The 26,037-nt window shown below is 60.4% G+C and carries 23 protein-coding genes; 19 read left to right on the top strand and 4 right to left on the bottom strand.

Annotation, left to right across the window (positions count from 1 at the left end):
• The first annotated feature begins 16 nt into the window (after window positions 1–16).
• The 4 genes from ACLD1X_RS16400 to ACLD1X_RS16415 all read left to right on the top strand — a co-directional run bounded on the left by ACLD1X_RS16400 (window position 17) and on the right by ACLD1X_RS16415 (window position 4,930).
• Window positions 17–1,318 carry a urate hydroxylase PuuD gene (locus tag ACLD1X_RS16400; RefSeq protein WP_429369351.1) on the top strand — a complete coding sequence of 434 codons (1,302 nt, stop codon included), beginning with the start codon at window positions 17–19 and terminating at the stop codon, window positions 1,316–1,318.
• Between the two features lie 137 nt (window positions 1,319–1,455).
• A complete protein-coding gene (locus ACLD1X_RS16405; RefSeq protein WP_429369353.1) occupies window positions 1,456–2,808 on the top strand; it encodes a nucleobase:cation symporter-2 family protein in 1,353 nt (450 codons plus the stop codon).
• Window positions 2,809–2,981: 173 nt separating this feature from the next.
• Window positions 2,982–3,767: an outer membrane protein OmpK gene (locus ACLD1X_RS16410; RefSeq protein WP_429369355.1), complete on the top strand. Its 786-nt coding sequence runs from the start codon at window positions 2,982–2,984 to the stop codon at window positions 3,765–3,767.
• Window positions 3,768–4,144: 377 nt separating this feature from the next.
• A complete protein-coding gene (locus tag ACLD1X_RS16415) occupies window positions 4,145–4,930 on the top strand; it encodes an outer membrane protein OmpK (protein ID WP_429369357.1) in 786 nt (261 codons plus the stop codon).
• 135 nt (window positions 4,931–5,065) lie between these two features.
• Here the strand turns inward: ACLD1X_RS16415 and ACLD1X_RS16420 are convergent, their stop codons facing one another.
• Window positions 5,066–6,238: a patatin-like phospholipase family protein gene (locus ACLD1X_RS16420; RefSeq protein ID WP_429369359.1), complete on the bottom strand. Its 1,173-nt coding sequence runs from the start codon at window positions 6,236–6,238 to the stop codon at window positions 5,066–5,068.
• Between the two features lie 153 nt (window positions 6,239–6,391).
• Window positions 6,392–7,324, bottom strand: coding sequence for a lipid A biosynthesis lauroyl acyltransferase (locus ACLD1X_RS16425; protein WP_429369361.1), 933 nt, complete (start codon window positions 7,322–7,324; stop codon window positions 6,392–6,394).
• 118 nt (window positions 7,325–7,442) lie between these two features.
• On the opposite strand from ACLD1X_RS16425, the gene minC reads away from it, so the two are divergent.
• From minC to ACLD1X_RS16460, 7 genes are all read left to right on the top strand, one after another.
• Complete coding sequence (minC, locus tag ACLD1X_RS16430; RefSeq protein ID WP_429369363.1) at window positions 7,443–8,180, top strand: septum site-determining protein MinC; 738 nt, start codon at window positions 7,443–7,445, stop codon at window positions 8,178–8,180.
• A gap of 201 nt (window positions 8,181–8,381) precedes the next feature.
• Window positions 8,382–9,194, top strand: a complete 813-nt coding sequence (gene minD / locus ACLD1X_RS16435; RefSeq protein ID WP_007974946.1) for a septum site-determining protein MinD — start codon at window positions 8,382–8,384, stop codon at window positions 9,192–9,194.
• A gap of 3 nt (window positions 9,195–9,197) precedes the next feature.
• Window positions 9,198–9,452, top strand: coding sequence for a cell division topological specificity factor MinE (gene minE, locus ACLD1X_RS16440; RefSeq protein ID WP_007974947.1), 255 nt, complete (start codon window positions 9,198–9,200; stop codon window positions 9,450–9,452).
• A gap of 91 nt (window positions 9,453–9,543) precedes the next feature.
• The gene (locus tag ACLD1X_RS16445) at window positions 9,544–10,179 is read left to right on the top strand and encodes an RluA family pseudouridine synthase (protein ID WP_008017695.1); all 636 of its coding nucleotides are present in this window, start codon (window positions 9,544–9,546) and stop codon (window positions 10,177–10,179) included.
• Between the two features lie 173 nt (window positions 10,180–10,352).
• On the top strand, window positions 10,353–11,642 hold the full coding sequence (locus ACLD1X_RS16450) for a M18 family aminopeptidase (protein ID WP_429369366.1): 1,290 nt from the start codon (window positions 10,353–10,355) through the stop codon (window positions 11,640–11,642).
• Window positions 11,643–11,825: 183 nt separating this feature from the next.
• The gene (locus ACLD1X_RS16455; RefSeq protein ID WP_429369368.1) at window positions 11,826–12,002 is read left to right on the top strand and encodes a hypothetical protein; all 177 of its coding nucleotides are present in this window, start codon (window positions 11,826–11,828) and stop codon (window positions 12,000–12,002) included.
• Between the two features lie 126 nt (window positions 12,003–12,128).
• Window positions 12,129–14,246, top strand: coding sequence for a mechanosensitive ion channel family protein (locus ACLD1X_RS16460; protein ID WP_429369370.1), 2,118 nt, complete (start codon window positions 12,129–12,131; stop codon window positions 14,244–14,246).
• A 110-nt stretch (window positions 14,247–14,356) separates the two neighbouring features.
• On the opposite strand, the gene ACLD1X_RS16465 is transcribed toward ACLD1X_RS16460, so the two are convergent.
• Window positions 14,357–15,070 carry a UTRA domain-containing protein gene (locus ACLD1X_RS16465; protein ID WP_429369372.1) on the bottom strand — a complete coding sequence of 238 codons (714 nt, stop codon included), beginning with the start codon at window positions 15,068–15,070 and terminating at the stop codon, window positions 14,357–14,359.
• A gap of 363 nt (window positions 15,071–15,433) precedes the next feature.
• Here ACLD1X_RS16465 and ACLD1X_RS16470 point away from each other — a divergent pair, with 363 nt between their 5' ends.
• The 6 genes from ACLD1X_RS16470 to ACLD1X_RS16495 all read left to right on the top strand — a co-directional run bounded on the left by ACLD1X_RS16470 (window position 15,434) and on the right by ACLD1X_RS16495 (window position 20,768).
• Window positions 15,434–16,498, top strand: a complete 1,065-nt coding sequence (locus ACLD1X_RS16470; protein ID WP_429369374.1) for an ABC transporter substrate-binding protein — start codon at window positions 15,434–15,436, stop codon at window positions 16,496–16,498.
• Window positions 16,499–16,658: 160 nt separating this feature from the next.
• Window positions 16,659–17,465 (top strand): alkaline phosphatase family protein, encoded by an 807-nt coding sequence (locus tag ACLD1X_RS16475; protein WP_429369376.1) that lies wholly within the window; start codon window positions 16,659–16,661, stop codon window positions 17,463–17,465.
• A 5-nt stretch (window positions 17,466–17,470) separates the two neighbouring features.
• Entirely contained in the window at window positions 17,471–18,307 is an 837-nt protein-coding gene (locus tag ACLD1X_RS16480; protein WP_429369439.1) for an ABC transporter permease, read from the top strand.
• Window positions 18,294–19,094, top strand: coding sequence for an ABC transporter permease (locus tag ACLD1X_RS16485; protein WP_429369378.1), 801 nt, complete (start codon window positions 18,294–18,296; stop codon window positions 19,092–19,094). Before ACLD1X_RS16480 ends, ACLD1X_RS16485 begins: the two co-directional genes overlap by 14 nt.
• The gene (locus tag ACLD1X_RS16490; protein ID WP_429369380.1) at window positions 19,091–20,080 is read left to right on the top strand and encodes an ABC transporter ATP-binding protein; all 990 of its coding nucleotides are present in this window, start codon (window positions 19,091–19,093) and stop codon (window positions 20,078–20,080) included. Before ACLD1X_RS16485 ends, ACLD1X_RS16490 begins: the two co-directional genes overlap by 4 nt.
• Window positions 20,081–20,114: 34 nt before the next feature.
• Entirely contained in the window at window positions 20,115–20,768 is a 654-nt protein-coding gene (locus tag ACLD1X_RS16495; protein ID WP_429369382.1) for an HAD family hydrolase, read from the top strand.
• Window positions 20,769–20,891: 123 nt separating this feature from the next.
• On the opposite strand, the gene ACLD1X_RS16500 is transcribed toward ACLD1X_RS16495, so the two are convergent.
• Entirely contained in the window at window positions 20,892–21,854 is a 963-nt protein-coding gene (locus ACLD1X_RS16500; RefSeq protein ID WP_429369384.1) for an NAD(P)H-quinone oxidoreductase, read from the bottom strand.
• A 138-nt stretch (window positions 21,855–21,992) separates the two neighbouring features.
• Between ACLD1X_RS16500 and ACLD1X_RS16505 the strand changes: the two genes are divergently transcribed.
• On the top strand, window positions 21,993–24,074 hold the full coding sequence (locus ACLD1X_RS16505) for a carboxy terminal-processing peptidase (RefSeq protein WP_429369386.1): 2,082 nt from the start codon (window positions 21,993–21,995) through the stop codon (window positions 24,072–24,074).
• 144 nt (window positions 24,075–24,218) lie between these two features.
• Window positions 24,219–26,009: a bifunctional diguanylate cyclase/phosphodiesterase gene (locus ACLD1X_RS16510; RefSeq protein WP_429369388.1), complete on the top strand. Its 1,791-nt coding sequence runs from the start codon at window positions 24,219–24,221 to the stop codon at window positions 26,007–26,009.
• The last annotated feature ends 28 nt before the right edge of the window (window positions 26,010–26,037 follow it).

Consider the following 26,037-nt stretch of genomic DNA (forward strand, 5'->3'; position numbering starts at 1 on the left):
GCGAGAGGTAAAGACTGTGGAAGCACATCTGTTGGAATGGCTGAACCTGAGCGTGCGCTGGGTTCACATGATTACTGGCGTGGCCTGGATCGGTGCGTCGTTCTATTTCGTCTGGCTGGAAAACAACCTCAATCGGGTCAACCCGAAAAGCGGTCTGGCGGGCGATTTGTGGGCAATCCACGGTGGCGGTATCTACCACCTGGAAAAATACAAACTGGCTCCACCGACCATGCCGGACAACCTGCACTGGTTCAAATGGGAAGCCTACTTCACCTGGATGTCGGGTATCGCGCTGCTGTGCGTGGTGTTCTACTCTAACCCGACGCTCTACCTGCTGGCTCCGGGCAGCACCCTGAGCGGTCCCGAAGGCGTGGCCATCGGTATCGGCTCGCTGTTCATCGGCTGGTTCGTCTACTCCTTCCTGTGCGACTCGGCCCTGGGCAAACGCCCTGCCCTGCTGGGTTTCATCCTGTTCGTACTGATCATCGGCGCGGCCTACGGCTTCAGCAAAGTGTTCAGCGGTCGGGGTGCGTACCTGCACGTCGGCGCGATCATCGGCACCATCATGGTCGGCAACGTGTTCCGCATCATCATGCCGGCGCAGCGCGCACTGGTCGCGGCGATCGCCGAGAACCGCACGCCGGACCCGGCGCTGCCGGCCAAAGGCCTGCTGCGTTCGCGTCACAACAACTACTTCACCTTGCCAGTGCTGTTCATCATGATCAGCAACCACTTCCCGAGCACCTACGGCAGCCAGTACAACTGGTTGATCCTGGCCGGGATCGCGGTACTGGCGGTGTTGGTGCGTCACTACTTCAACACCCGTCACGACAGCCACAAGTTTGCCTGGACCCTGCCTGTGGCAGCCGTCGGCATGATCAGCCTGGCTTACGTCACCGGCCCTGCGCCGTTGAACAGCCCGGAAGTGGCCAAGGCGCCAGCGAAGATCGAATACCAGCCGCTGCCGGAAACAGCCGTGGGTGGTGGTTTGAAACCTGCTGAAGCCAAACCTGCCGAAGCGCCTGCAGCTGCACCGGCGCAGGCATCCAACGCCGGCCCGGCCTTTGACAAAGTGCACAGCGTGATCCAGGAACGTTGCGCGGTTTGCCATTCGGCCAAGCCGACCAGCCCGCTGTTCAGTGCGGCGCCTGCCGGCGTTATGTTCGATACCCCCGAGCAGATTCGCCAGAACGCGGCGCGCATCCAGGCGCAAGCCGTCACCAGTCAGATCATGCCACTGGGCAACATCACGCAGATGACCCAGCAGGAACGTGACCTGATCGGTGCCTGGATTGTGCAGGGTGCTCCGACCAACTAAGTAGAAAGCTTCGCGAGCAGGCTCGCTCCCACACAGACAATGCAAAACCTGTGGGAGCGAGCCTGCTCGCGAACGGCCGCGCCGCGGTCAACCTGATGCAAAAAAAACACAAGAATAAAAAAGATCCGAGGTGTTGCATGTCCGAGCTATCCGAAGCGCGCATCCCCGACGCACCCGCCATTCAGCGTTTGCCCCTTTTGCAACTGATCCTGGTTGGCCTGCAACACGTTCTGCTGATGTACGGCGGAGCCATCGCAGTGCCGCTGATCATCGGACAGGCCGCTGGCCTGAGTCGTGAAGAAATCGCCTTCCTGATCAACGCCGACCTGCTGGTGGCCGGTATTGCCACCATCGTCCAGTCCCTCGGCATCGGCCCCATGGGCATTCGCATGCCAGTGATGATGGGCGCCAGTTTCGCCGCCGTCGGCAGCATGGTCGCCATGGCCGGCATGCCCGGAGTCGGCCTGCAGGGCATCTTCGGCGCCACCATCGCCGCCGGGTTCTTCGGCATGCTCATCGCCCCGTTCATGTCCAAGGTCGTACGCTTTTTCCCGCCACTGGTGACCGGTACGGTCATCACTTCGATCGGTTTGTCGCTGTTCCCCGTGGCCGTGAACTGGGCCGGTGGCGGCGCGCAGGCTGCGCAATTCGGCTCCCCCATCTACCTGACCATTGCCGCGCTGGTGCTGGGCACCATATTGCTGGTGCACCGTTTCATGCGCGGTTTCTGGGTCAATATTTCCGTGCTGATCGGCATGTGCCTGGGCTACGTGCTCTGCGGCCTGATCGGCATGGTCGACCTCAGTGGCATGGCCCAGGCGCCGTGGCTGCAATTCGTCACCCCGTTGCACTTCGGCATGCCGAAATTCGAACTGGCACCGATCCTCTCGATGTGCCTGGTGGTAGTGATCATCTTCGTCGAGTCCACCGGGATGTTCCTGGCGCTGGGCAAGATCACCGGCCAGGAAGTCTGCCCACGGATGCTGCGTCGCGGCTTGCTGTGCGATGCCGGCGCTTCGTTCTTCGCCGGGTTCTTCAACACCTTCACCCACTCCTCCTTCGCCCAGAACATCGGCCTGGTGCAGATGACCGGCGTGCGTTGCCGTTCGGTGACCATCGTTGCCGGCGGGTTGCTGATCGTGCTGAGCCTGCTGCCCAAGGCCGCGTTCCTGGTGGCCTCGATTCCTCCGGCAGTACTGGGTGGCGCAGCGATCGCGATGTTCGGCATGGTCGCCGCCACCGGGATCAAGATTCTCCAGGAAGCCGACATCGGTGACCGTCGCAACCAGTTGCTGGTGGCGGTGAGCATCGGCATGGGTCTGATCCCGGTGGTACGCCCGGAGTTTTTCGCCCACCTGCCCGTATGGATGAGCCCGATCACCCACAGCGGCATCGCCATGGCCACCCTCAGCGCACTGACGCTGAACCTGCTGTTCAACATCCTTGGCGGCGCCGAACGCGCGGCCGCCAACGACTGCCACGCCCACTGACAGGTAAATACACGCCCCCCTTGTAGGAGCGAGCTCGCTCGCGATGGACCCGAGAGCACCACGGGTATTCAGACAACACGCGTAATCGTTGACGACCATCGCGAGCGAGCTCGCTCCTACAGGGTTTGGGGTTGCCTGCGCCACAGAAAAATAAAAACAAGAGGGAGCAACAGATGATTCGGACACAAACCAACGTACTGTTGTGTGGTGGCCTGCTGGCCGCGAGTCAGGCCATGGCCGGCGATTTGCTGCTGTGGCAGACCAACAGCCTGAGCTATCTGTACGGCAAGGATTTCGTGGTCAACCCGCACATCCAGCAGACGATCACTTTCGAACATGCCGACCGTTGGAAGTACGGCGACAACTTCATGTTCATCGACAGCACTTACTACAACGGCGAGAAAGACCGGAACAAAGGCGTTCACGCCTATTACGGCGAGTTCAGCCCACGCCTCTCCTTCGGCAAGATCCTCGACCGCCGTTTCGAATTCGGTCCGGTCAAGGACGTGTTGCTGGCCATGACCTACGAGAACGGCGAGGACGACACCGAGGCCTACCTGATCGGCCCTGGTTTCGACCTCGCGGTACCGGGCTTCAATTTTTTCACCTTGAACTTCTATTACCGTCAGACCGAAGGCTCGCGTCCCGGCGACGATGTCTGGCAGATCACACCGGCCTGGTCCTACACCCTGCCATTGGGCAACTCGAACCTGTTGATCGACGGCTACATCGACTGGGTGGTGGATAACGACCAGAACTCACACGGCACTTATCACGCCAACCTGCACTTCAACCCGCAGATCAAGTACGACCTGGGCAAGGCCCTGGGCTGGCGGGAGAAACAGGTGTACGCCGGCGTCGAGTACAGCTACTGGAAAGACAAGTACGGCATCGAAAACAGCTCCCGTTTCGACACCAATGAAAACACCACCAGCCTGCTGGTGAAGGTGCATTTCTGATGCTGCCCCGCAACCGCGCCCCAAACCTGTCGTCGGTGCGCCGTTGCGGAGCACTTGAGACCTGGCCGAGGAGTCAGTATTCTCCGCGGCCGCCCGAATCCGGTTTAAAAAAAAGCCCGGATGTAAAACCTGACCAGCAGGCCAACTTATCCCGGCGCTGGCAGGCACCAAGGCACTCCAAAACCCCTCTCAATCGACTGTTCTTGAGCCGTCGAGCGGGAGTTTTTTTGCTTTTTGAAAACCTTGGCCCAGCTCTTGTCAACCGCACTAAAGCTGACCGATTGGATAATTTTTTACCGCTACGGAAACAGGCGCCACACCAGAGCGCCGACCTTAAAAAAATAACGTGGAACCACCTACTTTTTGGGAGCAACCGAATGAAACGTACGTGCACCAGCCTGATGCTGGCGGGATCGATGCTAGCCGGTGGCCAGGCCATGGCCGGCGATTTGCTGCAGTGGCAGAACAACAGCCTGACCTACCTTTACGGTAAAGACTTCAAGGTCAACCCGCACATCCAGCAAACCGTGACCTTTGAACACGCCGATGCGTGGAAGTACGGCGATAACTTCTTCTTCGTCGACAAGATCTTCTACAACGGTGAAAAGGACTTCAACAACGGTCCGAATAGCTACTACGGCGAGTTCCAGCCACGCATCTCCCTGGGCAAGGTGCTCGATCAGAAGATCGAATTCGGCCCGATCAAAGACGTGCTGCTGGCAATGACCTACGAGTTCGGCGAGGGTGACACCGAGTCGTACCTGATCGGCCCGGGCTTCGACCTGGCGATCCCTGGTTTCGACTACTTCCAGCTGAACTTCTACAACCGTCACACCGAGGGCGACCGTCCGGGCGACAACGTCTGGCAGATCACTCCGGTCTGGTCCTACACCATCCCGGTCGGCGACTCGAGCATCCTGATCGACGGCTACATGGACTGGGTCGTCGACAACGACGTCAACAGCAAAGGCGAATACCACGCCAACCTGCACTTCAACCCACAGGTCAAATACGACCTGGGCAAGGCGTTGAATTTCGGTGCGAAGCAGCTGTACGTCGGTATCGAGTACGACTACTGGTCGAACAAGTACGGGATCGACGATTCCAGCGCGTTCACCACCAATCAGAACAACACGAGCCTCTTGGTGAAGTTCCACTTCTGATCTGAAAACCTCCTGTAGGAGCGAGCCCGCTCGCGATGGTCGTGAACGATAACGCTGGGGTCCTGATGCCCCGCGGCGTCCTTTCGTCCATCGCGAGCAAGCTCGCTCCTACAAGAGATAGCCTCACCGCAAGTCTCAAGCCGAAACCACCGCCTCGGCGATCCCCAGAAACCGGCACAACTCCCCGCGCTTGGCCAACGCATCCCGCCGCCCCAGTTCGATCAACTCGCTGCAATACCCCGCCTCGAACAGCAGATAACTCAGCACCCCTGCCCCGCTGGTCTTGGTCGCGCCCGGCCCGCGCAGGAACAGGCGCAATGCGGGTGGCAACTCCTGGCGATGTCGCGCGGCAATCTCATCGATTGGCTGGCTCGGTGAAATCACCAGCACGTCCACCGGTGCCACGCCCAAGGCGCGGACCGGGGTACCGTCGGGCATCAGGTGACTGAACTGATTCAGACGCTGCAACAACTCGATGTCACTTTCCAGGCTGTCAATGAACGTACTGTTGAGCATGTGCCCGCCAATCTGCGCCAGGGTGGGTTGCTGCCCGGTGTAGGCGCGTTGCAGTGGCTGCTCCGGATCGAAGCCACGCGGGTTGCCACTGACGCCCACCACCAGCACCCGACTGGCGCCCAGGTGCAACGCCGGACTGATCGGCGCCGACTGACGCACCGCGCCGTCACCAAAATATTCTTCGCCGATTTTCACCGGGGCGAACAGCAGTGGAATGGCCGAACTGGCGAGCAGGTGTTCGACGGACAGCTGGGTGGGAATACCGATGCGTCGATGGCGCAACCAGGCATCGATCTTGCCGCCGCCCTGATAGAAGGTGACGGCCTGGCCAGACTCATAGCCGAACGCCGTGACCGCCACCGCGTGCAATTGCTTCTGTGCGATCGCTTCGGCAATGCCGCCCATATGCAGCTTGTCGTTGAGCAGATGGCGCAGGGGAGAGCTGTTGAGCAGCGCCACAGGCATGTGTCTGCCGATGCCGAGCAAGCTGTGGCCGACAAAGCGGCTGGCCTGGCGAATCACCCCGGGCCAGTCGCTGCGCAATACCAGATGACTGCGAAAACCCTGCCAGAAGGCCGTCAGGCGCTCGATGGCATTACGAAAGTCCATGGCCCCGCTGGCGAGACTGACTGCGTTGATCGCGCCTGCCGAGGTACCGACGATCACCGGAAACGGATTGCTCGCCCCCGGCGGCAGCAACTCGGCAATCGCCGCCAGCACCCCGACCTGATAGGCCGCCCGAGCCCCGCCGCCGGAAAGAATCAACCCTGTAACCGGTTCGCCTGGACTCATGCACAACTCTCCATGGTGCTTGATGGGATTTTCCATTCCCCTGCAGGAGCGAGCCTGCTCGCGATGGTCGTGATAACGCCGCTGGGTGTCAGGTGCCCCGCGTTATCGTTGACCACCATCGCGAGCAGGCTCGCTCCTACAGGGGATCGTGGTTCAACCGCGTTTGGCGTACAGCTTCGGCTCGCCCGGTGGACGGCTCTTGAAGCGGCGGTGGGCCCACAGGTATTGCTCGGGACGCTCGCGCAGCACGCCTTCGATCCACTGGTTGATGCGCAGGCAGTCGGCTTCTTCGGTTTCGCCAGGGAAGCCCTCGAGCGGCGCATGGATCACCAGGCGATAACCGCTGCCGTCCGCCAGACGCTCCTGGGTGAACGGCACCACCAGCGCCTTGCCCAGCCGTGCAAACTTGCTGGTGGCGGTGACGGTCGCGGCCTGAATGCCGAACAGCGGCACGAAGATGCTTTGCTTGGCGCCGTAGTCCTGATCCGGCGCATACCAGATCGCGCGGCCCGAGCGCAGCAACTTGAGCATGCCCCGCACGTCTTCGCGCTCCACTGCCAGCGAGTCGAGGTTGTGCCGCTCGCGGCCCTGGCGCTGGATGTAGTCGAACAAGGGGTTCTTGTGCTCGCGGTACATGCCGTCGATGGTGTGCTTTTGGCCAAGCAGCGCCGCACCGATTTCCAGGGTGGTGAAATGCAGCGCCATCAGGATCACGCCCTTGCCTTCGCGCTGAGCCTGCTGCAGATATTCCAGCCCTTCAATGTGAGCCAGATTTGCCAGGCGCTTGCGCGACCACCACCAGCTCATCGCCATCTCGAAAAAGGCGATGCCGGTGGACGCGAAGTTTTCCTTGAGCAGGCGTTTGCGTTCGGCGGCGGCTTTTTCAGGAAAACACAGTTCCAGATTGCGCTTGGCAATGCGCCGTCTGTCGCCGGCCACGCGATACATCAATGCGCCCAGTGCGCGACCGATCCACAGCAGTGCCGGATACGGCAACTGGACGATCAGCCACAGCAGCCCCAAGCCACACCACAGCGGCCAGAAACGTGGAGATAGAAATGCTTTTCGAAAACGCGGGCGGTCCATTAATGCTTCCGGAATGACAATGGCCGCGCATTCTACATCGTTCGACCCGGCTTGCGGCCTGCGGGCGTTCTCGTTATAAGTCTCGGCACTTTTAGTGACAAGTCGTTGTATGCCGACCATGAGCCAAACCGAACCGCTAGACCAAGATCCCGTGTTCCAGTTGAAGGGCAGTATGCTGGCCATTACGGTGCTGGAACTGGCCCGTAACGACCTCGAAAGCCTTGATCGGCAACTGGCCGCCAAGGTCGCCCAGGCGCCCAACTTCTTCAGCAATGCGCCGCTGGTACTGGCCCTGGACAAGCTCCCGGCCAACGAAGGCGCTGTCGATCTGCCAGGGCTGATGCGCGTCTGCCGCCAGCATGGCCTGCGGACCCTGGCGATCCGCGCCAGCCGTATCGAAGACATTGCCGCCGCCATCGCGGTCGATCTGCCGGTGCTGCCACCGTCCGGTGCCCGCGAGCGTGCACTGGACCTGAGCGAAGGCGAACCGAAGAAAAAACCGGAAAAACCACCCGAGCCCACCATCAAGCCGACGAAAATCATCACCTCGCCAGTACGTGGTGGCCAGCAGATTTATGCCCAGGGCAGCGACCTGGTGGTGATTTCCTCGGTCAGCCCCGGGGCGGAACTTCTCGCCGATGGCAACATCCATGTATACGGCCCGATGCGCGGTCGTGTGCTGGCCGGCGTCAAGGGCGACACCAAGGCGCGGATTTTCTGTCAGCAAATGAGTGCTGAACTGATTTCCATCGCCGGGCATTACAAGGTTTCCGAAGATCTGCGCCGCGACCCTCTATGGGGGTCGGGTGTGCAGGTCAGCCTGTCCGGCGACGTGTTGAACATCATTCGGCTTTAACGGATACTGCCGCATTTTCAAGCATCTCTAAAACGTAGCGAAAACGGCTCAAACGAAGTAGGAAAAAGGCCGAAAGCAGTGTTTACCGGGGGTAAATGCCGCTCAAAACCGGATTCCAGCCAAGGCTGTCCGACTGCAGTAGTTTTTCAGGAGATGTTTTTCAGGGGCTGGAAAGTCCTTTTTCCTTAGGGGTGAAACACCTTGGCCAAGATTCTCGTGGTTACATCCGGCAAGGGTGGTGTGGGTAAGACCACCACCAGCGCCGCTATCGGTACCGGCCTCGCTCTGCGCGGCCACAAAACAGTTATCGTCGACTTCGACGTGGGCTTGCGTAACCTCGACCTGATCATGGGTTGCGAGCGCCGCGTGGTGTATGACTTCGTCAACGTGGTCAACGGCGAAGCCAACCTGCAACAGGCCCTGATCAAAGACAAGCGCCTGGAAAACCTCTACGTGCTGGCCGCCAGCCAGACCCGCGACAAAGACGCGCTGACCGTCGAAGGCGTGGAAAAAGTCCTGATGCAACTCAAGGAAGACTTTGAGTTCGTGGTCTGCGACTCCCCGGCGGGTATCGAGAAAGGCGCCCACCTGGCCATGTACTTCGCCGATGAAGCGATCGTCGTGACCAACCCGGAAGTCTCCTCGGTACGAGATTCGGACCGCATGCTCGGCCTGCTGGCCAGCAAGTCCCGTCGTGCCGAACGCGGCGAAGACCCGATCAAGGAACACCTGCTGATTACCCGTTACCACCCGGAGCGTGTGAGCAAAGGCGAAATGCTCGGCGTAGAAGACGTCAAGGAAATCCTTTCGGTGACCCTGCTCGGCGTGATCCCTGAATCCCAGGCGGTGCTCAAGGCATCCAACCAGGGCGTTCCGGTGATTCTCGACGACCAGAGCGATGCCGGCCAGGCCTACAGCGATACCGTTGACCGCCTGCTGGGCAAGACCGTGGATCATCGATTCCTCGATGTACAGAAGAAGGGATTCTTCGAGCGCCTGTTTGGAGGCAACTAAGCAATGAACCTTTTTGACTTCTTTCGTGCCAACAAAAAGCAAAGCACCGCGTCGGTAGCGAAAGAGCGTCTACAGATCATCGTGGCGCACGAACGCGGCCAACGCAGCACCCCGGACTACCTGCCGGCCTTGCAGAAGGAACTGGTCGAGGTGATCCGCAAGTACGTCAACATCGGGTCCGATGACGTGCATGTCGCACTGGAAAGCCAGGGCAGCTGCTCGATTCTGGAACTCAATATCACCCTGCCTGATCGCTGAGTCGATTCGGCTGGAGCCACGGCGGTTCAGGCCCCACGCGCGACTGCGGGGGGCCTGAACCGCCGTTGGCGTTTGTTACGAGGCTGTTTTAATGCCGTTGTCCAACGTCCACATCATCCATCAGGACGCCGCCGTACTGGTGGTGAACAAACCGACCCTGTTGCTCTCCGTCCCTGGCCGGGCCGACGACAACAAGGACTGCCTGATCACCCGCCTGCAGGAAAACGGCTACCCGGAAGCGCGAATCGTCCATCGGCTGGACTGGGAAACCTCCGGCATCATCCTGCTGGCCCGCGATCCGGACACCCATCGCGAACTCTCTCGGCAATTTCACGACCGCGAAACCGAAAAGGCCTACACCGCACTGTGCTGGGGTCAGCCGGAACTGGACAGTGGCAGCATCGACCTGCCCCTGCGCTACGACCCGCCGACCAAGCCACGGCACGTGGTCGATCACGAATTCGGCAAACATGCGCTGACGTTCTGGCGAGTACTGGAACGTTGTGGCGACTGGTGCCGCGTGGAACTCACACCGATCACCGGCCGCTCCCACCAGTTGCGCGTGCACATGCTCTCGATCGGCCACCCGCTGCTGGGCGACGGGCTGTATGCCCACGAGCAGGCACTGGCGGCCTGGCCGCGCCTGTGCCTGCACGCGAGCATGCTCACGTTCACCCATCCCCAGACCGGCGAACGCCTGCGCTTCGAGTGCCCGGCACCGTTCTAAACGCAACGCACTCCCCTGTAGGAGCGAGCTAGCTCGCGATGATCCCAAGAACACCGCGGGGCGCCAGGTTTCCCGCGTTATCGTTGACGACCATCGCGAGCAAGCTCGCTCCCACACCGCCAATTCTCTGACCAATACGTTAAACTGGCGCCATTGCTGTCTGGAGCTACTTTATGCGCGAAGAGTTGAACCAAGGCCTGATCGATTTCCTCAAGGCCTCCCCTACCCCGTTCCATGCCACCGCCAGCCTTGTAAAACGCCTGGAAGCGGCGGGCTATCAACGCCTCGACGAGCGCGAGCCGTGGAATACCGAAGCCAACGGCCGCTACTACGTCACCCGCAACGACTCTTCGATTGTCGCGATCAAGATGGGCCGCCACTCTCCGCTGCACGGCGGCATTCGCCTGGTCGGTGCCCATACCGACAGCCCGTGCCTGCGGGTCAAGCCGCAGCCGGAACTGCAACGCCAGGGCTTCTGGCAATTGGGCGTCGAAGTCTATGGCGGTGCGCTGCTGGCGCCGTGGTTCGACCGTGACCTGTCGCTGGCGGGCCGCGTAACCTTCCGTCGTGATGGCAAGGTCGAGAGCCAGTTGATCGACTTCAAGGCTCCGGTCGCGATCATTCCGAACCTGGCGATTCACCTCAACCGCGAAGCCAACATGGGTTGGGCCATCAACGCCCAGACCGAACTGCCACCGATCCTCGCGCAATTTGCCGGTGACGAACGCGTGGACTTCCGCGCGGTGCTCACCGACCAACTCGCCCGCGAGCACGGCCTGAATGCGGACGTGGTGCTCGATTACGAGCTGAGCTTCTACGACACCCAAAGCGCTGCGGTCATTGGCTTGCATGGCGACTTCATCGCCGGCGCGCGCCTGGACAACCTGCTGTCGTGCTACGCCGGCCTGCAAGCACTGTTGACGGCCGACACCGACGAAACCTGCGTGCTGGTGTGCAACGATCACGAAGAAGTGGGGTCCTGCTCGGCCTGCGGCGCCGACGGCCCGATGCTCGAGCAAACCTTGCGTCGCCTGCTGCCCGAAGGCGATGAGTTCGTGCGCACCATTCAGAAATCCCTGCTGGTTTCGGCCGACAACGCCCACGGCGTGCACCCGAACTACGCCGACAAACACGATGCCAACCACGGCCCGAAACTCAACGCCGGCCCGGTGATCAAGGTCAACAGCAACCAGCGCTACGCCACCAACAGCGAAACCGCCGGGTTCTTCCGTCACCTGTGCATGGCTGAAGAAGTGCCGGTGCAAAGCTTCGTGGTGCGCAGCGACATGGGCTGCGGTTCGACCATCGGCCCGATCACCGCCAGCCACCTGGGTGTGCGCACCGTGGACATCGGCCTGCCGACGTTCGCCATGCACTCGATCCGCGAACTGTGCGGCAGCCATGACCTGGCGCACCTGGTCAAGGTGCTGAGCGCGTTCTACGCTTGCCGCGAATTGCCGTAAACCCGCAATACCCTGTGTAGGAGCGAGCTCGCTCGCGATGCACCCGAGAACACCTCGGGGTGTCAGTCTTCCAACATCATCGTTGACGACCATCGCGAGCAAGCTCGCTCCTACAGACAGACAGGCAACACCGCGCAAAAAAGCCACCTAGACTTCCAGTATCCCTTCGACAAGGCTGTCACCATGATCTCGATGTCCACCTTTCACGCCATGCTCATCCCGATTCTTGCCGGGATGCTCATGCTCGCCATCGGCTTCAACTTTCGCGATAAAAATGCCGGTGTGTTTGTCATGTGGATCGGCATGCTGACCATCCTCGCGACTGTGATCTTCAAGATCCTCGCCAAACTCAACGAATAATTCATCGCCCTTGGCTCGCATTGATTTTGACGGGCTCGTACACTCGGTCGATCCGCTCCTTGCGAGGTTGACCGCCTAGTGTTCGCTCGTCTTTTTGCCCTCCCGTGTATTTTCCTCGTCTGCCTGATGACACTGCTGTCGGTGGCGCCTGCCCAGGCGGCCGGCCTGCCCAGCCTGCTCGGCAGCCAGGCCAAGCCCCAGCCCGAAGCACAGGAGCCGCTGGGGCAATCCCTGGACGAAGTGATCAAGTCGCTGGAAAACGATCAGCAACGCACCAAATTGCTGGCCGACCTGAAAAAGCTCCGTGACGCCACCAAAAAGGCCCAGCCGACGACCGAAGAAGGCGTGCTGGGCCTGATCGGCGGAACCCTGACCAATATCGAGAAGAAGTTATCCGGCGACGACAGTCCGCTCACGCGCTGGTCCAGTGAGTTCGATCAGGCCAGGGAAGAACTGGTGGCGCTGGCGTTGCCGGCCAATGAATGGCTGCCGATGCTGTTTGCCTTCGCGATGATCCTGGTGGTCTGGAGCCTGCTGGCCGCCGCCCTGATCTGGATCAGTCACCGCGTGCGGATGCGCTTCGGCCTGCCCGAAGAACTGCCGCAGCACCCCCGGGCCCTCGACATGTTGCGCTTCGCCTTGCGCAAGCTCGGGCCATGGCTGATCGCCCTGGTGATCACGGTCTACATGAGCTACGCCCTGCCCTCGTCCCTGGGCAAAAGCCTGGCCATGGTTCTGGCCTATGCGTTGGTGGTCGGCACCTGCTTCTCGGCCATCTGCGTGATTGCCTTTTCCCTGCTCGACGGCCCGCACCGCCACCGCGCCTTGTACATCCTGCGGCACCAGGCGTTCCGGCCACTGTGGCTGATCGGCAGCTTTGCCGCGTTTGGCGAAGCGCTGAGCGATCCGCAACTGGTCGACAGCCTCGGCAGCCATCTGGCCCATACCGCCGCGACCGTCGCCAATGTCCTGGCAGCGCTTTCGACGGGGCGGTTCATCCTGCGTTTTCGCCGGCCGATCGCCCACCTGATCCGCAACCAGCCGCTGTCCCGACGCCTGACCCGGCGCGCCCTCAACGACACCTTGTCGATTCTCGGCACCTTCTGGTACGTGCCGGCGCTGGTGCTGGTGGCCATCTCGCTGTTCGCGACGTTCATTTCCGCCGGCGACACCAGCACCGCCCTGCGCCAGTCGCTGATCTGCACCGTTTTGCTGGTGTTGTGCATGGTCATCAACGGCCTGGTACGCCGCCACGCCCTCAAGCCGCAGCACGGCATCCGGCGCTACGCGGTGTATTCGGAACGGCTGAAAAACTTCTTCTACACCATCGTCCACCTGCTGGTATGGCTGGCCTTCATCGAACTCGGCCTGCGGGTCTGGGGCATGTCGTTGATCCGCTTTACCGAAGGCGACGGCCATGAAGTCAGCGTCAAGCTGTTCAGCCTCGCCGGCACACTGCTGTTTGCCTGGCTGATCTGGATTCTCAGCGACACCGCCGTGCATCACGCGTTGACCCGCTCACGCAAAGGCCTGGCCAACGCCCGCGCCCAGACGATGATGCCGCTGATCCGCAACGTGCTGTTCGTGGCCATTTTCATCGTCGCGCTGATCGTTGCCCTGGCGAACATGGGCATGAACGTCACGCCACTGCTGGCCGGTGCCGGCGTGATCGGCCTGGCCATCGGCTTTGGTGCACAGTCGCTGGTAGCCGACCTGATTACCGGGTTGTTCATCATCATCGAAGACTCCCTGGCCATCGATGACTACGTGGATGTCGGCGGCCACCTCGGCACCGTCGAAGGCCTGACCATCCGCACCGTGCGCCTGCGGGACATCGATGGCATCGTCCACACCATTCCGTTCAGCGAAATAAAAAGCATCAAGAACTACTCCCGGGAATTCGGCTACGCGATCTTCCGGGTCGCGGTGCCGGCCAGCATGGACATCGACAATGCAATCAAACTGATGCGCGAAGTCGGCCAGAAAATGCGCACCGACCCGCTGCAACGGCGCAATATCTGGTCGCCACTGGAGTTTCAGGGGGTGGAAAGCTTCGAGTCGGGCAACGCGATCCTGCGCGCCCGCTTCAAGACTGCGCCAATCAAGCAGTGGGAAGTGTCGCGAGCCTTCAACCTGTCGCTCAAGCGGCACATGGATGAAGCCGGGCTGGACCTGGCGACACCAAGAATGAGCGTACAAGTCATCACCGCCGGTGGTGGCCCGCAGAATGATTTATCCGTCTGATTGATGGGTTGGGCATTCGACCGTTTTCGCGAGCAGGCTCGCTCCCACAATGGTTTTGTGAACGGCACAGATCAAATGTGGGAGCGAGCCTGCTCGCGAAGAGATCCTTCTTACACCACATCCACCCCGACATGAATCGCATCATGTCGCCAGAACTCCAGGTCGCAGTCGATCAAGCGTTCATGCTGGTCATAGTTGACCCGGGCAATCTGCAAGCCCGGGCTGCCCGCCGACACCTTCAACGCCGCCGCCGCGTCCACCGACAACGCCGTGGGCACAATCTCGAAACGCACCCGCCCGTAGTGCAAATCGTAATGCCGCGCATACAACTCGGTGATTGACTGATTCAAATCGAAATCGAGGATCCCGGGGAAATACTGCGGGTTCAGATAATGCTCCACATACAGCACCAATCGCCCGTCGATCCGCCGAGCGCGGCAGATCTGGATCACGCTCGACAGTGCTGGCAGTTGCAACCAGGCGCAGACCGCCGCCGATGCCGGTTGCAAGCGTGCCGAAATGACTTCGGTGGACGGCACCCGCCCCTGGGCGCTGACCATCGCGTGAAAGTGGCTGCGCTGCATCAGGTTGTACGCCAGGCGCGGCGGCGAGACGAACCAGCCGCGGCGTTCCTCGCGGTAGATCTGCCCTTGTGACTCCAACTGCAACAACGCCTCACGCAAAGTGATCCGCGTGGTGCCGAACAATTCACTGAGCTTGCGCTCGGCCGGCAGTTTGCTGCCGGGAGCCAACAGACCGTGATCGATCTGTTCCTGAAGCACCTGGCCGATGGCGGTTACCGCTTTTGTTGCCTCGTCACGCATCAACGTTTCCTATCTGGACTAGACCAGCACCAATTCAGGGCAGAACCGCAGCGCAAACCGGCTCATTCAATAGTCTGCAAGCGTAGGCAGTGCAGATGACCGAGATGTGACAAAGCTGCCCAACGGTCGCCATTCGCTGCCTGCAAGAACCTGCAATTCATCGGCCAAGTCCCTTGCCAGCCGGGGCCTTGCCCATGGTCTACGCTTAGCAGGCCAGTGGCGATACCGCTGAACAAAAAGTCATGCAAGGCGACGAGCGACATCAAAGTGTCATCCAGCCCCCTTAAATTGGCTCAGGTATTGCTGACCTAGACCAACACAAACCGCAATCGCAGCGTTGAACACGACCCAAGGAGCTTCGGAATGAAACAGTTTTTCCTGGCATCACTGTTAGGCTCGACCATTGCCATGTGCACCGCCGCCATGGCAGCTGATGATTTGAAAACCCTGGAAGCCGCTGCGAAAGCGGAAGGCGCCGTCAACAGCGTCGGCATGCCCGATGACTGGGCCAACTGGAAAGGCACTTGGGAAGACCTGGCCAAGACCTATGGCCTGAAACACATCGACACCGACATGAGCTCGGCCCAGGAAATCGCCAAGTTCGCCGCTGAAAAAGACAACGCCAGCGCCGACATCGGCGACGTCGGTGCAGCGTTCGGCCCGATCGCGGTCAAGCAGAACGTTACCCAGCCCTACAAGCCATCCACCTGGGACCAGGTACCGACCTGGGCTAAAGACAAAGACGGTCACTGGGCCCTGGCCTACACCGGCACCATCGCGTTCATCGTCAACAAGAAGTTGCTGCACGGTTCCGAAGCCCCAACCAAGTGGGCTGACCTCAAGGGCGGCAAATACAAGGTCTCCATTGGTGACGTGAGCACCGCAGCCCAGGCCGCCAACGGCGTACTGGCCGCGGCACTGGCCAACGGTGGCGACGAGAAAAACCTCGAACCTGCCCTGAAACTGTTCGCCGACATCGCCAAGCAAGGTCGCCTGTCGATGGCCAACCCGACCATCGCCACCATGGAAAAAGGCGAGATCGAAGTCGGCGTGGTCTGGGACTTCAACGGCTTGAGCTACAGGGCCAAGATGGCCAACCCGGATGACTACGTGGTGCTGATCCCGTCCGACGGCTCGGTGATTTCCGGCTACACCACCATCATCAACAAGTACGCGAAGAACCCGAACGCCGCCAAGCTGACCCGCGAATACATCTTCAGCGACGCCGGCCAGATCAACCTGGCCAAGGGCAACGCCCGTCCGATCCGTGCCGAGCACCTGACCCTGCCAGCCGAAGTGCAGGCCAAGCTGCTGCCTAATGAGCAGTACAAGAAAGTCACGCCGATCAAGGACGCGGATGCGTGGGAAAAGACTTCCAAGGCCCTGCCTCAGAAGTGGAACGAAGAAGTCATTGTTGAAATGAAGTAATGCTGTAGATCCCTGTGGGAGCGAGCCTGCTCGCGATAGCGACCTGACCTTCAGCATTGATGTTGAATGGAAGTCCCTCATCGCGAGCAAGCTCGCTCCTACAAGGGACCATGTTGATTTCGAGATTTCCGAATTCCTGTTTTGCGGAGCTCCAGCCCCTATGAAACACAACGTCATCCTTGTCGTGCTCGACGGCCTCAACTACGAAGTCGCCCGGCACGCCATGGGGCACCTGCAGGCTTACGTCGGCGCAGGACGCGCAGCACTCTACAAACTGGAGTGTGCGTTACCGGCCCTTTCCCGCCCGCTGTACGAATGCATCCTGACCGGCGTTGCGCCCATCGACAGCGGCATCGTCCACAACAACGTCTCGCGCCTGTCCAACCAGCGCAGCATCTATCACTACGCCAGCGACGCCGGTCTTGTCACTGCTGCGGCGGCCTATCACTGGGTCAGCGAACTGTACAACCGTTCGCCCTTCGTGGCGGCCCGGGATCGCCACACCGATGACCCGCAACTGCCGATCCAGCACGGGCATTTCTACTGGAACGACCACTACCCCGATTCGCACCTGTTCGCCGACGCCGAAAGCCTGCGCCAGCGCCATGCGCCGAACTTCCTGTTGATCCACCCGATGAACATTGACGACGCCGGGCACAAGCACGGCCTCGACACCCCGCAGTACCGCAACAGCGCCCGTTCGGCCGACATCATCCTGGCCGACTACCTGCAAGGCTGGCTCGATGCCGGTTATCAGGTGCTGGTCACCGCCGACCACGGCATGAACAACGACCGCTCGCACAACGGCCTGCTGCCCGAAGAACGTGAAGTACCGCTGTTCGTTCTCGGTGATGCGTTCAGCTTCAACACCAAAGCCGCGCCAAAACAGACCGACATCTGCGGCACCGTCTGCGAACTGCTGGGCGTGCCCCACGACAAAGCCGTGTGCCGGGAGTTACTCAAGTGAACTCCATGACGCGCGGCAAATGGCTGGCAGCCTTGTGTCTGGTGCCCTTCGCCCTGTTCTTTATCGTGTTCGAAATCGCCCCGCTGGTATGGGTGATGATCAACAGCCTGGAATCGGAAGAATTTGGCTGGGGTATCGCCAATTTCACCAGGATCTTCAATTCGAAGTTCTATATGCAGGCGATCCAGTACAGCCTCGAGATCAGTTTCTGGTCCAGCGTGTTCGGGATCATCATCGCCGTGCTCGGGGCCTATTCCTTGCGCCGGGTCGACTCGAAACTGCGTAATTTCGTCAACGCCTTCGCCAACATGACCAGCAACTTCGCCGGCGTACCCCTGGCCTTCGCGTTCATTATCCTGCTGGGTTTCAACGGCAGCTTCACCATCATGCTCAAGCAGGCCGGCATCATCCAGGACTTCAACCTGTATTCGAAAACCGGGGTGATCATTCTCTACACCTACTTCCAGATTCCCCTTGGCGTGCTGCTGCTCTACCCGGCCTTTGACGCCTTGCGCGAAGACTGGCGCGAGTCCGCCGCGCTGCTCGGCGCGAACGGCTGGCAGTTCTGGCGCCACATCGGCCTGCCGGTGCTGACCCCGGCACTGCTCGGTACCTTCGTGATCCTGCTGGCCAATGCCCTCGGCGCCTACGCCACGGTGTACGCCCTGACCACCGGCAACTTCAACGTGATGCCGATCCGCATCGCGGCGATGGTCTCGGGCGATATTTCCCTGGACCCGAACCTGGCCAGCGCCCTGGCCGTGGTGCTGGTGGCGTTGATGACCCTGGTGACCATCGTGCATCAGCTGCTGTTGAAGAGGAGCTACCATGTCTCGCGCTGAATTGGGTCCCGCCGGTATCTATCATCGGGTAGTGGTCTACCTGCTGTTTGCCATTCTGTTGTTGCCGCTGCTCGGCACCTTTATCTATTCGATATCCAGCAGTTGGTCGGCCACCATCCTGCCCAGCGGATTCAGCATCAAATGGTACGTGCAGTTGTGGAGCGATCCGCGTTTTCTGAGTGCTTTCAGCCAGTCACTGCTGGTGTGCGTTGGCGCGCTGATTCTGTCGGTGGTGCTGATTCTGCCGCTGCTGTTCGTGGTGCATTACCACTTCCCCAAACTTGATGCGCTGATGAACATCCTGATCCTGCTGCCCTTCGCCGTGCCGCCGGTAGTGTCATCGGTGGGGCTGTTGCAGCTCTACGGTTCCGGACCGTTCGCCATGGTCGGCACGCCGTGGATCCTGATCGGTTGCTACTTCACCGTGGCGCTGCCGTTCATGTATCGGGCAATCACCAACAACCTGCAGGCGATCAACCTGCGTGACCTGATGGACGCCTCCCAATTGCTCGGTGCCAGCACCTGGCAAGCGGCGATCCTGGTGGTGCTGCCGAACCTGCGCAAAGGCCTGATGGTGGCGTTGCTGTTGTCGTTTTCGTTCCTGTTCGGTGAGTTTGTATTCGCCAACATCCTCGTCGGCACCCGGTACGAAACCCTGCAGGTCTACCTCAATAACATGCGCAACAGCAGCGGCCACTTCACCAGTGCGCTGGTGATTTCCTACTTCTTCTTCGTGCTGGTTCTGACCTGGGCGGCCAATATCTTGAACAAGGACAAAAGCGAATGAGCTATGTCAGCGTCCAACACCTGCAAAAAAATTACGCGGGCACCACGGTGTTCAGCGACATCAACTGCGAAATCCAGAAAGGCGAATTCGTCACCCTGCTCGGCCCGTCCGGTTGCGGCAAATCCACGCTGCTGCGCTGCATCGCCGGGCTGACCCCGGTGGATGGCGGCAAGATCCTGCTCGATGGCGTCGATATCGTGCCATTGAGCCCGCAGAAACGCGGGATCGGCATGGTGTTCCAGAGTTATGCGCTGTTCCCCAACATGACCGTCGAGCAGAACGTCGCCTTCGGTTTGCGCATGCAGAAGGTCAACGCCGACGACAGCCAGAAGCGCGTCGCCGAAGTGCTGAAACTGGTGGAGCTGCAGGATTTTGCCGCCCGCTATCCGCATCAGCTGTCCGGTGGCCAATGCCAGCGTGTCGCCCTCGCCCGTTCGCTGGTCACCCGGCCACGCCTGTTGTTGCTGGACGAACCGTTGTCAGCCCTCGATGCACGGATTCGCAAGCACTTGCGCGAACAGATCCGTCAGATCCAGCGCGAACTGGGCCTGACCACGATTTTCGTCACACACGATCAGGAAGAAGCCCTGACCATGTCTGACCGGATTTTCCTGATGAATCAGGGAAAAATCGTACAAAGCGGCGACGCCGAAACCCTCTATACCGCGCCCGTGGATGTGTTCGCCGCCGGGTTCATCGGCAACTACAACCTGCTGGACGCCGCCGCGGCCTCGAAGCTGTTGCAACGGCCGGTCAACCATCGCATCGCCATTCGCCCGGAGGCCATCGAACTGAGCCTCAATGGCGAGCTGGACGCGCAGGTGCGCAGCCACAGCCTGCTGGGCAACGTGATTCGCTACCGGATCGAAGCCCGGGGCGTGGAATTGGTGGTGGACGTGCTCAACCGCTCGGGCGCCGATCTGCACCCCGATGGTCAGCGCCTGGCGCTTTCCATCGATCCGACGGCCCTGTGTGAGGTAGCCTGATGCCTTTGCTTATGCTGAAGAGAGAACTGCACTGATGGCCCTGGCAATTTTTGATCTGGACGAAACCTTGATCCACGGCGACTGCGCCACCCTCTGGAGCGAGCAGATGGGGCGACTGGGCTGGGTCGATCCCGAGTCGTTCATGCGGCAGAACAACGAGCTGATGGACGCCTACAGCCACGGCAAACTGCGCATGGAAGACTACATGACCTTCAGCCTGGAGCCGATGATCGGCCGCACGCCGCAAGAGGTCGAGCATCTGGTCGGCCCCTGGGTGGAAGACTATATCGAGCCAATCATTTTCAGCGACGCCACCAAAACCATCGCGGCGCATCGCAAGGCCGGCGACCGCATCCTGGTGATCTCGGCCTCGGGCACCCATCTGGTCGGCCCCATAGCCGAGCGCCTGGGCATCGACGAGATTCTCGGCATTGAACTGGAAGTGGCCCACGGCGTTTACACCGGCCATACCGTCGGCACCCTGACCTACCGCGAAGGCAAGATCACCCGTTTGCTGGAATGGCTGGATGCGGAAGAGGAAAACCTCGAAGGCGCGAGTTTCTATTCCGACTCACGCAACGACCTGCCGCTGTTGCTGAAGGTGGACTTCCCCCACGTGGTCAACCCGGATCCGGTGCTGCGCGAGCAGGCCGAAAAAGCCGGCTGGCCGATCCATGACTGGAAATAACCCGGATCCCCTGTAGGAGCGAGCTTGCTCGCGATGAACTTGAAGACGACGCTGGTTATCAGGTAACACGCGTTATCGTTCACGACCATCGCGAGCAGGCTCGCTCCTACAGGTTCCGTGTTCTCAGGTGAGGCTTTCGTCAATCACCAGCACCACCTTCCCCGCCACGGTATTACTCGCCAACTCGGCAAACGCCGCCTCGGCATCCTTGATCGGGAATGTCCTGGCCAGTTGCGGGCTCAAGCGCCCTTCGGCGAACAACGGCCACACATGCTGGCTCAGGTCGCTGAACAGATCGGCCTTGAACTGATCATCACGGCTGCGCAACGTCGAACCCAGCAACTGCACGCGCTTGGCCAGCACCTGGGCCAGGTCCAGCTTGGCCTCGCGCCCGCCCATCAGCCCGATCAACACCCAACGGCCATCCTGCGCGAGCAGCTTGAGGTTCAACGCCGCGTAATGGCCGCCCACCGGGTCGAGAATCACGTCGAACGGCCCCAGGTCCCGCAGGCTCTCCAGATCACCGTTACGCACCACGCCGCCCTGGGCGCCGAGCGCTTCGCAGTACGCCAGTCGTTCGGCGGAGCCGACGCTGACCCAACACGGGTTACCGAAGGCCTTGCACAGCTGAATGGCCGCTGAACCGATTCCACTTGCCCCGGCATGCAGTAGCACTTTCTGACCCGGCTTGAGCGCCGCCAGCTGAAACAGATTCAGCCAGACTGTTGCATAAACTTCGGGCAATGCCGCCGCTTCGACCAGTGACATTGCGTCAGGGACCGGCAATACATGCCGCCCGTCGACAACCACCTCCTCGGCCATCCCGCCCCCGGCCAGCAAGGCGCAAACCCGATCACCGACCTTCCAGGAGGACCCGGCGCCGACCTCGCTGATCACGCCGGAGCACTCTAGACCGAGCACCTGGCTGGCCCCGGGCGGTGGCGGATACAGGCCGGCTTTCTGCAACAAATCGGCGCGATTGAGGCCCGATGCCGCCACTCGAATACGAACTTGTCCTACATCACATGCAGGACTCGGCTCATCAACCCATACCACTTGACCGTCAACGCCTTGCAATGCTTTCACAGTGCCTCCATAGTGAGTCTGGACTGAGCCCGAAGCTATAGCGCCGGGCTTTTTGCATTATGCGACCGGCTCCCAAAGAACCGGCGACTTCAAAGACGGCCTAATATGCGTTATCAATTGTCCCCGCGTCGAATCAGCATGAAGCATCTGTTCCCCAGCACTGCCCTCGCCTTATTCATCGGTATCGGCTTGCTGCCGTTGTCGAGCAATACATTCGCAGCCAATAGCTGGGACAAGCTTCAACCCGATCGTGACGAAGTGATCGCCAGTCTGAACGTCGTGGAGTTGCTCAAGCGCCACCACTACAGCAAGCCGCCACTCGATGACGCGCGCTCGGTGATCATCTACGACAGCTACCTCAAGCTGCTGGATCCGTCGCGCAGCTACTTCATGGCCAGCGACATTGCCGAATTCGACAAGTGGAAGACGCAGTTCGACGACTTCCTCAAGAGCGGCGACCTGAACGCCGGGTTCACCATCTACAAGCGCTACCTGGACCGCGTAAAGGCGCGTCTGGACTTCGCCCTTGCGGAGCTTGGCAAAGGCGTCGACAAGATTGATTTCACCACCAAGGAAACCTTGCTGATCGACCGCAAGGACGCCCCTTGGCTCAAATCCACCGCAGAACTCGACGACCTGTGGCGCAAACGCGTCAAGGATGAAGTGCTGCGGATGAAGATCGCCGGCAAAGAGCCCAAGCAGATCCAGGAAACCCTGACCAAGCGCTACAAGAACCAGCTGGCGCGCCTGGACCAGACCCGTGCCGAAGACATCTTCCAGGCGTACATCAACACCTTCGCCATGTCCTACGACCCGCACACCAATTATCTGTCGCCGGATAACGCGGAGAACTTCGACATCAACATGAGCCTGTCCCTCGAAGGTATCGGTGCCGTGTTGCAGAGCGATAACGACCAGGTGAAAGTCGTTCGCCTGGTGCCGGCAGGTCCGGCGGACAAGACCAAGCTGGTTGCACCGGCCGACAAGATCATCGGCGTGGCCCAGGGCAACAAAGAGATGGTCGACGTGGTGGGCTGGCGCCTGGATGAAGTGGTCAAGCTGATCCGTGGTCCGAAAGGCACCGTGGTGCGTCTGGAAGTGATTCCGGCCAGCAATGCGCCGAACGACCAGACCAGCAAGATCGTGCCGATCACCCGTGAAGCGGTGAAACTCGAAGACCAGGCCGTGAAAAAGTCGGTGCTGAACCTGAAGCAGGACGGCAAGGACTACAAGCTCGGCATCATCGAAATCCCGGCGTTCTACCTGGACTTCAAGGCCTTCCGCGCTGGCGATCCGGACTACAAGAGCACCACCCGCGACGTCAAGAAACTGCTGACCGAGTTGCAGAAAGAGAAAGTCGATGGCGTGGTCATCGACCTGCGCAACAACGGCGGCGGCTCCTTGCAGGAAGCTACCGAGCTGACCAGCCTGTTCATCGACAAAGGCCCGACCGTGCTCGTGCGCAATGCCGATGGCCGTGTCGATGTGCTGGAAGATGAAAACCCGGGCGCGTTCTACAAAGGCCCGATGGCGTTGCTGGTCAACCGCCTGTCCGCCTCGGCTTCGGAGATCTTTGCCGGCGCCATGCAGGACTACCACCGCGCACTGATCATCGGCGGCCAGACTTTCGGCAAAGGCACCGTGCAAACCATTCAGCCGCTCAACCATGGCGAACTGAAACTGACCCTGGCCAAGTTCTACCGGGTTTCCGGGCAGAGCACCCAGCATCAGGGCGTCCTGCCGGACATCGATTACCCGTCGATCATCGACACCAAGGAAATTGGTGAAAGCGCCCTGCCGGAAGCCATGCCGTGGGACACCATCAAGGCTGCAATCAAGCCTGCCGTGGATCCGTTCAAGCCGTACATTTCGCAGCTCAAGTCCGAGCATGACGTGCGCACGGCCAAGGATGCGGAATTCGTGTTCATCCGCGACAAGCTGGCCCTGGCACAGAAGCTGATGGCCGAAAAAACCGTCAGCCTCAATGAATCCGAGCGTCGCGCCCAGCACGCCGACATCGAAGCCAAACAGCTGGCCATGGAAAACATCCGTCGCAAGGCCAAGGGCGAAGAACCGCTCAAAGAGCTGAAGAAAGAAGACGAGGACGCCATTGCGGCCGAGGATGCCAAGACCAAACCGGAAGACGATGCCTACCTGAGCGAAACCGGGCGGATTCTGCTGGACTACCTGAAACTCAACACGGCAGTGGCCAAGCACTGAGTTTTTACCAACAATGATGGCAATTTAATGCTGACGCTCCCCGGAGCGTCATTAAACAGTCATCATTCTGTCGTGAAATAAAGGACTGGGCGTGCTCTTTTACCAAGGGCACGCCCGGTCCTTTTTTTATCGCCAGAGATCGCCATGACCACAACCGAACAGCTGAGTGCATTGAGCTCGATCCTGACTCAAAGCGGTTTGCACAGCCTGTTCCAGCCGATCATCAGCCTCTCCGAACGGCGCATTCTCGGTTACGAAGCCCTCAGTCGCGGCCCCTCCAACAGCCCTCTGCACTCTCCTGTCGCGCTGTTCGCCGTCGCCCGCCAGGCCGGACGCCTGAGCGAACTGGAAATTGCCTGCCGCGCAAGCGCTTGCCGACGCTTCAATGAGCAACAACTGCCTGGCCTGCTGTTCCTTAACGTCTCTCCGGAATCCCTGCTCGAAGCGGCGCATCAACCGGGGCGCACCCTGCAATTGCTGCAGGACTTCGGCATCCCGCCGAGTCAGGTGGTGATCGAGCTCACGGAACAGACGCCGACGGAAGATTTCCAGCTGCTGCAAACCGCCCTGCATCACTATCGGGCGATGGGATTTTCGATTGCGCTGGATGATCTCGGGGCGGGTTATTCGAGTTTGCGGCTGTGGTCCGAACTACGGCCGGATTACGTGAAAATCGACCGGCATTTCATCGATGGCATTCATCAGGATGCGCTCAAGCGCGAGTTCGTCGGCTCGATCCTGCAGATCGCCAAGGCCTCACGGGCGCAAGTCATCGCCGAAGGTATCGAGCTACCCGAAGAGCTCACGGTGCTGACCGAAATGGGCGTGGACCTGGTGCAGGGCTACCTGCTCTGCCGCCCTCAGGAACACCCACCGCGCGATGCCCGGGCATTGATGCCCCGACAGGACAGCACCGCCGTTGCGTTGAGCGAAGACGGCAGCGATCTGAGCGCCCTGCTCAACGAGCAACCCGCCGTGGACCGGGACACTCCGACCGCCACGGTGCTCGAAGCCTTTCGCCGCCAGGCCAACCTGAACTCGCTGGCGGTCGTGGATGAACTGGGCCAGCCTTGCGGCATTGTCCATCGTCATTCGCTCTCCGACGTCCTGCTCAAGCCCTTTGCCACCGACCTGTTCGCCCGCAAGCCCATCAGCCGCCTGATGAGCGATGACTTCCTCGCCGTCGAACTGAGCCAGTCGCTGCAACAAGTCAGCCGCCTGATCACCAGCCGTGCCCGCCAGCGTATCGAAGAAGACTTCATCATCACCCTCAATGGCGACTACCTCGGGCTGGGCCGCGTAATAGACGTGCTCAAACTGATTACCGAACTGAAGATCCAGCAGGCCCGCTACGCCAACCCGCTGACCTTGCTGCCGGGCAACGTACCGATCCAGCAATGCCTGACGCGGCTGCTGCAACAGCAACGGGAATCGGTGATCTGCTACGTGGACATTGATAGCTTCAAACCTTTCAACGACATCTACGGCTATGGCCGCGGCGACGAAGTCCTGCTGTGCCTGGCGCAATGCCTGAATGACCGCATCGACCCGTCCCGCGACTTTGTCGGGCACATCGGCGGTGATGATTTCCTGCTGGTGCTCGGCCCGGAAGACTGGCGCAAACGTTTGAACCAGTTGCTCGACGACTTCCAGAGCCAGTGCCGGCGCTTCTATCGCAGCGAGCACCTGGAAGCCGGCTGCTTCATTGCGCCGAATCGCCAGGGTTTGCGCCAGGAGTTTGCGCTGTTGTCGCTGTCGATCGGGGTGGTGCATCTGCATCCACAGGCCTGTGCACAACTCGATGCGAGCCAGTTGGCGGAGATGGCGTCACAGGCCAAGCATCACGCGAAGAATGTGCCGGGGTACAGCGTGCATATGATTGATAGTCTGGCGCATCGGGTGTCGGATGCGGAGTTGTTCGTGGGGCAACGGTGATTGAACTGACGCCTTCGCGAGCAGGCTC

Source organism: Pseudomonas sp. 18173 (assembly GCF_050432945.1).
In the GTDB taxonomy this organism is placed as follows: Bacteria; Pseudomonadota; Gammaproteobacteria; order Pseudomonadales; family Pseudomonadaceae; genus Aquipseudomonas.